Source organism: Methanolobus bombayensis, assembly GCF_017873415.1.
Taxonomy (GTDB): Archaea; Halobacteriota; Methanosarcinia; order Methanosarcinales; family Methanosarcinaceae; genus Methanolobus; species Methanolobus bombayensis.
Genome location: NZ_JAGGKD010000028.1, coordinates 1 through 12144 on the forward strand (window position 1 = coordinate 1; position 12144 = coordinate 12144).

Consider the following 12144-nt stretch of genomic DNA (forward strand, 5'->3'; position numbering starts at 1 on the left):
GCAGGATCCTGTGTTAGCTGATAGCTTTCCTGCGATATACGGGCATCTTTCATGTATTTGACAAGGCGGTTCATATCATCCGCCTTTACTACCCTATCATCTACATTCATCATTCCATTGTAACCACTATATCCCACTATAGCAGTTAATAATAATAATACTGCAAAACTTCCTATCAGGATGTTTTTGATTTTCATATTCTCAAACACATTTTCCTCTCCTTTTGAAAAATAACTATACCATTCATAAAATACTCACAAAACGTATGATTATAAATTCTATTGAAATGATAATGTAACATTCTGTGACTCAATTGTTTAACTGTTGAACAAGCATATATTAAAAATGATATAAAAACTTTATTATTATTATAAGAAAGATAGAATCAGAAATATTTAATGAATACTCTAACTGTTATACCCTATGTAATAAGTGGTTTTCATTTAATTATTACCTAAACTCTTATTCAAAGGAAGCTGAACTGTAAATGTGGTGCCGTTACCAATTTCACTTTCAACCCATATAGTACCTTTATGAAGTTCAATTATCTTTTGAGCCAGAGCCAGATCAACGACTTCCATGTTTAAGAGTTCTTCTCAAGCATAACCTACAAGCTTAGAATATGTTTCACTCACTTCGAGGAAGTTGCCATTTTTGTCAACATAGCAGTAACAGTCTATTTCTGATTCAATTAGAAGCCTATAGATACTTTCAGGAATTTTTACCACATGATTTTCTTTCTCTATGTTTGTATTTATTTCCCTTTTTATGATATCAAGAATTGAATCCATTATGCACCCCACTTATAAAGACTTCAGGTAAAAATTAATTATTGGTTTGTTAATCGAAAACATCAAACACTTCAACATGTTAATTAGGCGTTTATATATTAATATAAATATATAAATGTATATTATTGTTAAAACATTTTTGATAAATCCAAACTAACACATTTTCTTGATTTCATTTATTAATAATTGATATTGACATTTTATTTTTGGATATAAATTTTTAACTGCTCCCATATTATTTGATTTAACTTCATTCTCTAACTCCGCTAAAATAGAACTTAACGCATTTCCACCAATATTAGAAGAAGAACCTTTTAATGAATGCGCAGAACTTATAACATCAAAGACTATTTCTTTATCTATAGACTTCTCCAGATTATCCATCTGCTTCGATGAATCCCTCAGAAATGTCAAAAGAATCTCTTTGGCTGTATCTCCATCACCCATTACATTCTCCATCAATAAATTACTGTCAAATATCATTTCATCTTCAAAAAGTATTTGATTATCGGATTTTCTATTGATTTCTGAGTGAGTGTTCTCTATGGTTTCTATCCATTTGTCGAGTATATCATTGATTGCTTGCAATGTGATTGGTTTTGATATATAATCATCCATACCAGCATCTAAACAACGTTCTTCATCCCCTTTCATTGCATGAGCAGTCATTGCAATAATAGGTACATTTTGATCAAGAACAGCAGAATTTGTACTTCTTATAATTCGAGTAGCATCCATTCCATCCATAACAGGCATTTGAATATCCATGAAAACAAGATCATATGGAATATTCTTAAGAGCTTCAATGGCCTCTTCCCCATTATTTGCAGTATCGACCAGATGACATAGTTTTCTCAACATTGTCTGTGCGACCTTTTGGTTCACAATATTGTCTTCTACAAGCAGGATTTTCATTTTATTCATTCCTACTTCGACATCTTTTTGGCTTTCTATATTAACCGCTGAAAATCTATTATTTTTGATGTCGTTGATTATGAAGTGTAGCTCATTGCAAAGTTCAGAAGTTTTTATTGGCTTTGTAAGGCATGCTTCAAAAAGAGACTCATCGCATTGAGAGTAATTTGACTTTTGGCCTAAAGAACTCAGAATCATCAATGGAATATCACTATAAGTCTTATCAGCCTTGATAACACGTGCTAAAGCCTCACCAGTCATACCTGGCATCTGCATGTCCAGTAAAGCTGCATCAATTGTTTCACCTCTAGAATATGCCTTTGAAAGCTCTTGAAGTGCCAGCGGACCATCGGCAGCCATTGTAACTTTGATCCCCCATGATTCAAGTTGTTTTGAAAGTATCTCACGGTTTGTAGCACTATCATCCACTATCAACACATGAGAATCTTTCACTTCTGAACATGTATGCTCATCAAGCACTTTTCCTGAATATTTTTCAAAACCAACTACAAACCAGAATTCAGAACCCTCACCAACCTCACTTTTAACTTCTAACACACCTCCCATTATTTCCACTAACTTTTTGGATATAGCAAGTCCAAGTCCTGTGCCACCATATTGCCTGGTTGTAGAAGCATCCACCTGACTGAATTTATCAAATAGAACTTTTATTTTATTGTCAGGTATTCCTATACCAGTATCTTTTACAGAGAAACGTAACATCATTTCTGATTCAGTCTCTGATTCAAGAGATACACGCAAAGATATTTCCCCTCTATCTGTGAACTTAACGGCATTACCAGCAAGATTAATGAGAACTTGCTTCAAACGACCAGGGTCACCAATTATATATGGTGATACTTCAGGTTCTGCAGCGCATATGAACTCCAACCCTTTTGAATGTGCTTTTATAGACAAAAGTGATCCTAGTTCTTCCATTAATTCATAAATATCAAAATTTACTTTTTCAAGTTCAATTCTATCAGCCTCTATTTTAGAAACATCAAGTATATCGTTGATAAGTTCTAGTAATTCAGCCCCACTATTTTGTATTGTTTCTACATAGTGCTTCTGTTCACTGTCAAGTTGAGTATCAAGCAACAGATCAGTCATTCCTATTACACCATTCATAGGCGTGCGTATCTCATGTGACATATTTGCCAGAAATTCGGACTTTGCCTTATTAGCAGCCTCAGCATCCAATTTGGCATTTTTCAGATCAGTAACATCAACTCCATATTCTACAACACCTAATCCAGTACAATTGTCACCCATTATAGGAGATATAGAATATTGGAGCGATTTTCCTGTCCTTATCTCCCGTTCATCCTGACTATTGGTTTCATCAAAAACCGTCTCTCCGGTAGATAATGCATCCTGTATCTTACACCATTCACAAGGCGAATCTTTTTGCATTAAAACTTCATAGCATTTTTGACCAACTAGATCTGTAACAGAATCAGAGCCTGACATCTCTAACCACATGTCAGAATTATTTAAAGTGATGATATTATATTCTGTGTCCACCACATTAAGTGCCCCGGGCAGAATATCAATAATGGATTGTAAGAGGGTCCGATTCTCCTGCAACATTTTCTCTGTTCTTTTACGGTCGGTTATATCCGCATGTGTCCCATACATCAACAGAGGTTTTCTATTGCAATCCCACTCAATTACTTTGCCACAATCATGAACCCATACCCATTCACCATTTTTATGACGAATGCGTACATCACATTCATAAAAATCAGTTTTGCCTTCAAAGTGTTCTTTCAAAAGTGCTTCAGATATTTTTAGGTCTTTTGGATGAACATTATCGATCCACGTCTTAATGCTAATAGGTTCAAGGTCTTTTAGTTCATAACCTATTATCTCAGCCCAACGCTCATTGAATGTAGTTTCACCTGTCTTTACATTCCATTCCCATGTACCAACATTTGTACCGTCAATAATATTTCGTAATCTTTGACGCTTTTCTAATATTTTCTTTTCTGCAATTTTAGCATCAGTGATATCCGTATGTGATCCTGCCATTCTATAAGGGTAACCTTCATCGTCCCTCAATGCCGCTCCCCTTGCAAGTACCCATATATAAGTTCCATTTTTGTGAAGGAAACGGAATTCTATCTTATAATCAGAAATCTCCCCATGAAGATATTTTTCCATATATTTCATAACCCTTGACCTGTCATCAGGGTGTATCCTCTCTTCAAATGTAGAGAAGCTGTTTGGAAGTTCATGGTCTTCATAACCTATCATCTCTTTCCATCTTGGAGAAATGTATAAGTTATTGTTACGGAGGTCCCAATCCCATATCCCATCCATTGAGCCATTAACAGCAAGCATGAACTGTTCACGACTTTTTTCAAGATCATCCGTGTATTCCTGTAGTGCCTTTTCTGCAGCTTTACGTTGAGTGATATTTATATGAGATATAACCACTTTTTGTGGAAATGAATCTGAATCTTCAAAAGGGTATATCCTCCCTATGAACCAGCGTTCTTCTTCTGGAGAATGACACGGATATTCAATTTCAAAGCGTGAGTATTCTCCTAAAATCACTTTTTCAATAGCAATGGCAAATTTCATACCTATATCTGAACCTTCACCAATAGCGTTTTTTGAAGCTTCTATATAATTTGTACCTATACCCACTTTATCAAGATCAGCTGAGTTCTCAATTGCAAAGTTATCCCAAGACCTGTTTGTTTTTATGATATCACCATTCTCATTGAGGACGCAGATATTGGCATCAAGAGAATCTAAGGTAGACTGACTCAAAGTGTTTAATTCTTTTATAGCCCTGTCAGCATACCATTTATCATTGATATTTCGACCAACACCCACAAGTCCAATTGTTTGGCCAGCAGAATTGAGTAGAGGGGCTTTTATAATATCCAGGAGAACTTCACTACCATCAGGATATTCAAACCATTTTTCCTGATGATATAATTCATTGTTCCTGATAACTATTTCATCATTCATTATAAGTTCATCAGCAATCTCTTTGCTAAATAAATCGTGAGTTGTGCTACCAATGACCTCTTCTTTCTTTTTACCTGTGAACTCCAAGTAACCAGGATTACAACCTAAATATATTCCATCAAGGTCCTTGAAAAAGATTATATCAGGAATTGAATTTAGAAGTCCTTTTAGTAAAGATTGTTCCTTTTCAAGTTTCTCTTCTCCAACTTTACGTTCAGTGATATCACGAACAGCTGCAACGCGGACTTGTGAATCAGAGTATAGTAAATTGTAGGCCTCGATTTCCACTGGAACAACATGTCCATCTTTTTTAACTAAACGTACCTCATAAGGTTTGGCAACATCCTTTACCATCTGCTCTTGAACAAAATTCCAGTCATCGGGATGGACGACCAATTCAAGAATGTTACTACCTATAAGCTCTTCTTGTGTATATCCCGTAATTCTGGTCAATGCAATATTTGCTTCTATAACTATACCAGTGTCATGAATGAGAATACCTTCAAAAGTTACATCGGAAAGCAAGCGATATTTTTCCTGACTCTTAGCCAGTTCCTGTTCCATTTGTTTACGTTCTGTTATATCTCGGGCTATTCCTTCCATTGAAAGTAATCTTCCCGCATCATCATAAAGGAAAACATTCTTTTGTTCGGTCCAGATAGTAGTTCCGTCCTTCTTTATCCATCGAAGTACAACACTAACACCCTCTGCATTCTCTCTCATCTTCTCCAATAAATACCGATCATCAGGATGGATGATCTTAAGTCCCAGATCAGGATCATCGTAATGTTCTTCCGGAGTATAACCAGTGATTTTCATTGCAGACGGACTAACATATGCAAATTTACGTTCAGGAATAAAATCGTATCTGTATATAAGGTCATCAGCGTTCTCTGCAAGTCTTCTGAAACGTTGCTCACTTTCCAGTAACTTTTGTTGCATCTCATTACTTTCAGTGACATCTTGAAATACAGTAGCAAAGACATCTTTCTCAATCCTGTATGCACTAACACTAAAGTGCCGTTGTAATGGAGGAGAAAATGTTTCAAAATTTATCGGTTCACCAGTACTCACTACTTTCCCGTATTTCTCGATAAGACCTGACTCTTTAATACCAGGTATAATTTCAGTTACACGTTTTCCAAGTACATCTGTAGCTTTTAGCCCAGTATGTTTCTCAAATGCGTTGTTAACATCCAGATATACAAAATCGAAAGGTAAACCTGAAGAATCACGAATGAGCCTATGTATGCCCACCCCACTTATATCATTCTCAAAAAGGTTACGATAGTTTTTTTCACTTTCTTTTAGTGCAGCTTCAGCACCTATTTGCCCAATTTTGTTCCAAATTGAGTCCATCAACAAAGTCAGTTGGAGTTTATCATCCTCTGTATAGTCTGTTTTTTTGTTGGAAACCCCAACAACAGCAACTATTTTTTTGTTCCTGAATACTGGTATGGTCATGAAATTATGTAATTTAACATGACCTTCAGGATAACCTTTTTTTAATGGGTTGGGATAATCAAAATCATTAACAATTATAGCTTTCCTCTGCCTTATTGCCTCGCCCCAGATACCTGTACATTCAAGCTGATATACAGTCTGTGGCTCAACAATCTCACATTCCTCCATAACTTCTTTAGACCACGTGTTCAGAGTCAATTCCTGCTTTTTTTCGCTATAGTAGTAGATATAACCAATTTTACTTCCAGTAAGGTCAATAGCTTCATTTAGAGCAAAGTCAAGAAAATCCTGAATAGAATCATGATTTGATTGAAGTATATCTATAATACTTCTTAGTCGTGTTTCATTGGCAGAGCCTGACCTTGAAACCTCACTTATAATGAAGCAAAGAAGGGTACCTTCATCGCTTTTTATCGGAAATGCATTGACCTCTACATCACGTATATGTCCATTTGGTAGTTGCTCACTAACGATAAAAGAAGTTTGAACTTCATTCTTTGCTTTTTCTAATTCATTTCGCAGATCATTTTCAGATAAGACAGTAAAAGATGATATATTTGTATTGACGATATTTTCATATGAATAATCATAGAATTTGCAAGCAGCATTATTTGCATCAAGAATATTAAGAGTGTCTGGATCAAGTATCAACATAACAATATGGTCATTATTGAATATGGGACCATATTCTGATATATTCATTTTCGAATTTGATGTTCTTTTTGACCTCATATGATCCAACCATTTGTTTTAATAATCAACTTTTACATATTAGCACAATGATGCAAACATAAGTTCACATATCATTAATATTGAACCATATATATAATTACCACATAACACTGTTAATTCGCAACTTTTCTTACATACCATCATAAAATCATAGATGTTTATAAAAGAAAGGTTATATTGAACCTGATGAATTCAATTTAACTGAGACAACAAGGATGTATAAATGTTTTTTTGTTGAACACCTATGCTAAACAAACATCAAAAAGAAAAAGGAAGTTACACAAAGATCTGAAGAACTATAATCATTTATTACTATAGAATTTGTATATATACAAGAATAAAATCTAAAAGCTAGCACTTTTTTAATAGTGTTCACATCCTCAAAAGAACATCGATTCCTTTTTATCGGTGTTCTTTTCTAATTATTTAAAAAATTTATAATTTTCTTTTATAGTAAATATGATTTTAAAAAATTTATTTTTTCTTTATACATTGTTTTTTTATATAGATGTAAATCAAAATTTATAAATATCATTGATTTTATTTTTCATTTATGGCTCAGTAGGATTAATTTTAATGTACCACCCAACACCCATCCCCCACAATTGTTAGGTAAACTCGTCGCTGAGTCACTATTATTATTACCTACGTACAATAGTAACATTTGATTATTATTACATATGGCTAAATTTAAATATGATCAAAATAAGAGATGTCAATGAAGATATTTAGATGAGATAGTGAAAAAGAGGTAGTTATTCAGTCAACAAAATTCATTATGAGTTAAAATAACTATACATGGAACCTATAGATTAAAACTAGATTTGTTTACAAATATCATATTTTAAAAAATCTTCGTGTGGGAATGATAAGAAACAATAAAGTTCATCGAAATCCGGTATTTCTGGAAACACTGGTTGCAACGGTTCCTTTGCCAGTGTTCTATAAAGATGACAATGGGGTATTTTTAGGTTGCAATAAAGCTTTTGAAAATTTGATCGGAAAATCCAAAGATCAAATCATCGGTAACACAGTTTACGATATAATATCCCAGGAAACTGCTGATAAATATGCCAATATGGACCGTGAACTGTTAGATAACTCCGGAAAACATACTTACGAATGGAAGTTGGAATCTCCGGAAGGATATGAAAAAGATCTTCTTTTTTATAGCTCAACCTTTAGTGACAGCGGAGGTAATGTTGCAGGCATTATCGGAGTCATTAAAGATGTAACCGAGAGAAACCATTTAGTGAGAAAATTGAAAAGCAATGAAAAGAACATGAATGCTCTTCTCAATGCCTGTACAGAATCAATTTTTATAATAGATGTTCACGGTAAGATAATTGAAGCTAATGAAGCACTTGCCAATAGGTTTGGAACATCAGTTAGAGATCTCAAAGGAAGGAATATTTATAACTTTTTACCCGAAGATGTGGCGTATCAAAGAAGAAAAGCTGGCAATGAAGTTATCAAATCAAGAAAACCTATCCACCTTGAAGACAAACGTCAAGGCCATACTATCTTAAGTTCTATCTATCCTGTCATTGATGAAAATTCCAATGTAGAAAAATTAGCAATATTCGGAATGGACATTACCCCTGTAAAAGAAGCAGAGAATTCCGTACAAAGACAGACGCAAATATACAAAACCATCATAGAAGGTGCTATAGATGGATTCTGGCATGTGGATATGGAGGGCAGGATAGTTGAAGTGAACGATGCATATTGCAGGATGAGCGGATATTCACGTGAAGAAATACTTGAGATGGATATATCCGATATAGAGGCAAATGAGACCCCTGAACAAATTGCAGCTCATTTGCGTAAGGTTATAGAGAATGGAGCAGATCGTTTTGAAACGAAACATCGCACTAAATGTGGAAAATTATTGGATATTGAAGTGAGTTCTTCTTACCTTAAAGAAGAAAGGCCTGGTTTTTCCTGTTTTCTGAGAGATGTCACAGAAAAAAAAATAGCAGAAAGTGAGAAAGAAATAACTGTAGATCTTCTAAGTCTTTTGAACACTTCAAATGAAAAGGATGAACTCATTCCCTCAGTAGTAGACATATTATACAAGTGGTCAGGTTGCGAAGCTGTGGGTATCAGATTAAAAGAAGGAAATGATTATCCATATTATCACACTAAAGGATTCCCTGAAGATTCAGTATTGTTAGTTAATTCACTTTGTTCTTATGATGTCAATGGTCAGCTACTCCGGGATGATAGCGGCAATCCTGTCCTTGAATGCATGTGCGGGGACGTTATTTGCGGACGCTTTGACTCTCAAAGTCCGTTTTTCACAACCAATGGTAGTTTCTGGACAAATTCCACATCTGAAATACTGTCAGATGCATCGGGACAGGATGGAAGAGCAAGTGCATGCGATCGTTGCAATGGTGAAGAATATGAATCTTTTGCTCTTATTCCAATTCGTACTCAGGGAGAGACTCAGGGATTAATTCAGTTCAACGATAAAAGAAAAGGGATCTTCTCGGCTGAAAAGGTAGCTTTATTTGAACGTCTTGCAGATAATATTGCTCTGGCACTGTCACAGCGAAAGATACAGGAACAGGTAAAGCAAAGTGAAGAGAGATTAAAAAGTATTTTCAGGGCCGCACCTGTGGGAATTGGGATTGTTAATAATCGTATTTTAACAAATGTTAATCCTCTTGTTTCAGAAATGACAGGTTACAACTATGATGAACTCATCGGTTCACATGCACGTATGCTGTATCCTACAAGAGAGGACTTTGATTATGTCGGCACAGAGAAGTACCGTCAGATAGAAGAAAAAGGAACAGGAACAGTCGTGACCAAATGGTTGAAAAAAGACGGAAATATAATTGATGTTCTCTTATCTTCGACACCTATGGACCCTTCTGACATGCCAAAAGGTGTAACCTTTACTGCACTGGACATTACCGAATGGAAACGCTCAGAACAAGCATTGAAAGAAAGCGAAGAAAAGAACAGTTTGATCCTTGAAAAAGCACCTATGTCCGTTTTGCTTGTCAGGAATGGAAAATACATCTATGCAAATCCTCTGGGTGCCTCAAATCTTGGCTATGAAAATCCGGAAGAACTTATTGGAGTTCCTGTTGAGAATACGATTTCACACAAATGCATGAATGAAATCAAGAACAGAATGAAAAATCTGTCAAAAGGCAATTCTAATACAACCATGGAACTGGAAGTTATAGCAAAGGATGGAACCATAAAACTTATGGAATCAGTTTCAGTTCCTGTTATGCTCAGTGATGGACCTGCAAACCTTGTAATGGGTTCAGATGTTACTGAAAAAAAGAAGATAGAAAAGAAGTTAGCAGAAGAATCCATAAGGTCCCGTGTTTTCTTAGAACAATCAAGGGATGGAATAGTTGTCCTTGATGAATGTGGAAAAGTATATGACTCAAATCCGCAATTTGCCAGAGATCTGGGCTATTCCTCTGAGGAGATAAAGAATCTGCATGTATGGGATTGGGATGCACAATGGACAAAGAAAGAACTTCTGGATATGTTAATAAAGGTCGGTACGGATGGAGACAGATTTGAAACTGTTCACAGACGTAAAAACGGTACTTTCTTTAACGTTGATATAAGTTCAATTGGATGTCAGTTCGGAGACCGGAAACTTATATTTTGCATCTGCAGAGATATTTCCGAAAAGATAAAGATACAGAATGATCTAAAAGAAAATGAAGAAATTCTTAATGATGTCCAGAATATTGCCGGAATAGGTTCTTTTGTATGGGATCTGAGAGATGACTCTTTAGAATATTCCCGAAATATGCTATCTTTAGCTGGCATCTCAGAAAATGATTTTTCCGGAAAAATGGATAGTTCTATACATTCACTGGTACATCATGATGATCGCAACTTTGTTGAAGAAGAAATAAGGAAGATGATCCTGCAGCGCAACACATGGCCAATGGAATTCCGTATAATTCGTCCGGATGGTATTGAAAGAATATGGGAATCCCGGTCAAGGTTCGTATTTGATGAAAATGGTGTACCTGTTAAATGCATAGGCATGCATCAGGATATTACCGAACAAAGAAAAAATGATGAGAAACTGAAGATCCTTGCAAGTCTTATGGAAACTGTTCCTGCTTCGGTCACAGTTCATGATCTTAAAGGCAATATAATGTATGCTAATGAACGTACCTATGAAATACATGGCTATTCTGCAGGTGATATGGAAGATTTTAATCTTCAACAACTGGACCACCCCGAAACTGCCAGGAAAATACCGGAAAGAATGCAACTGATAATGGATCAGGGTTTTGCATCCTTTGAAGTATGTCATTTAAAGAAAGATGGAACGAAATTTCCATTACAGATCAGTACAAAGCTTATTAGCTGGAAAGGTGAACAGGCTGTTCTGAGTGTTGCACTGGATATAAGTGAGCTCAAAGAGACAGAAAAAACCCTCAAAGAGAGCAATGAACGCCTTGCTCTTGCAATGGAAGCATCATCTACCGGCCTATGGGATTTTGATCTTGATGCAAACCAGATATGGGTTAGTTCTGAGGTCTATGAGATGCTTGGATACAAACATGAAGATATATCCTCTGATCTTAAAACATTTATCAGCAAAGCGCATCCCCATGACAGGCCAATTATTATGGAAACTTTGAACAGCACGATCACTGAAGTAAAACCATTACATATGGATCTGAGATTGAAACACAGCTCAGGAGAATGGGTCTGGGTTTCAATGAAAGGTAAACCCAATGATATTGATGAAAACGGAAGCCCCCATCGTTTGATAGGGACCCAGATGAACATCACTCCAAGAGTTAAAGCAGAAGAAGCTATTGTATGTGCAAAGGTTGCTGCTGATGAAGCAAACCGCATGAAAGATGAAATGTTCAAGAATGTGTCACATGAACTGAAAACACCTTTGCATATAATACTTGGTTTTTCAGATCTGCTACTCAGTGAAGAAAATGAACCACTATCCGATTCCCATCGTCCCTATTTAGAACATATTAAAGAAGGTGGCTACAAACTTTTGGATGTAGTTGATAAGATACTGGAATATGTGGATATGAAACATGATAATCTGACACTTAATTTGCAATCTTTTAATATCAATAATGTTGTTAATGAAACTGTGGACATACTTTCACTTAAAGCATCAAAAAAGAACATCAAAATTATAGTCATTAACTAAACATTTCTAACTTATCGCTCATGAACTTTTCTATCCATCTTTTTGCAAAACTAAGTTTTAATGAACATTTCATGAACT

The 12144-nt window shown here is 35.4% G+C and carries 5 protein-coding genes; 1 reads left to right on the plus strand and 4 read right to left on the minus strand.

What is annotated here, in order from left to right; genetic code table 11:
• From J2746_RS14465 to J2746_RS14480, 4 genes are all read right to left on the minus strand, one after another.
• The coding region (locus tag J2746_RS14465; RefSeq protein WP_209622745.1) for a CHASE3 domain-containing protein at nucleotides 1-209 on the minus strand (209 nt) is incomplete at its 3' end.
• A 234-nt stretch (nucleotides 210-443) separates the two neighbouring features.
• Nucleotides 444-581 carry an ATP-binding protein gene (locus tag J2746_RS14470; protein WP_209622748.1) on the minus strand — a complete coding sequence of 46 codons (138 nt, stop codon included), beginning with the start codon at nucleotides 579-581 and terminating at the stop codon, nucleotides 444-446.
• Between the two features lie 15 nt (nucleotides 582-596).
• Nucleotides 597-791 carry a PAS domain S-box protein gene (locus J2746_RS14475; RefSeq protein ID WP_209622751.1) on the minus strand — a complete coding sequence of 65 codons (195 nt, stop codon included), beginning with the start codon at nucleotides 789-791 and terminating at the stop codon, nucleotides 597-599.
• A gap of 153 nt (nucleotides 792-944) precedes the next feature.
• Nucleotides 945-6887, minus strand: coding sequence for a PAS domain S-box protein (locus tag J2746_RS14480; RefSeq protein ID WP_209622754.1), 5943 nt, complete (start codon nucleotides 6885-6887; stop codon nucleotides 945-947).
• Between the two features lie 865 nt (nucleotides 6888-7752).
• Between J2746_RS14480 and J2746_RS14485 the strand changes: the two genes are divergently transcribed.
• Entirely contained in the window at nucleotides 7753-12066 is a 4314-nt protein-coding gene (locus tag J2746_RS14485; RefSeq protein ID WP_209622756.1) for a PAS domain S-box protein, read from the plus strand.
• Nucleotides 12067-12144 lie beyond the last annotated feature (78 nt).

What these genes read in the sequence shown, in the direction of transcription:
- J2746_RS14470 (WP_209622748.1), bottom strand. Translation starts at nt 581, where the DNA reads ATGGAAGTCGTTGATCTGGCTCTGGCTCAAAAGATAATTGAACTTCAT.
- J2746_RS14475 (WP_209622751.1), bottom strand. Translation starts at nt 791, where the DNA reads ATGGATTCAATTCTTGATATCATAAAAAGGGAAATAAATACAAACATA.
- J2746_RS14480 (WP_209622754.1), bottom strand. Translation starts at nt 6,887, where the DNA reads ATGAGGTCAAAAAGAACATCAAATTCGAAAATGAATATATCAGAATAT.
- J2746_RS14485 (WP_209622756.1), top strand. Translation starts at nt 7,753, where the DNA reads ATGATAAGAAACAATAAAGTTCATCGAAATCCGGTATTTCTGGAAACA.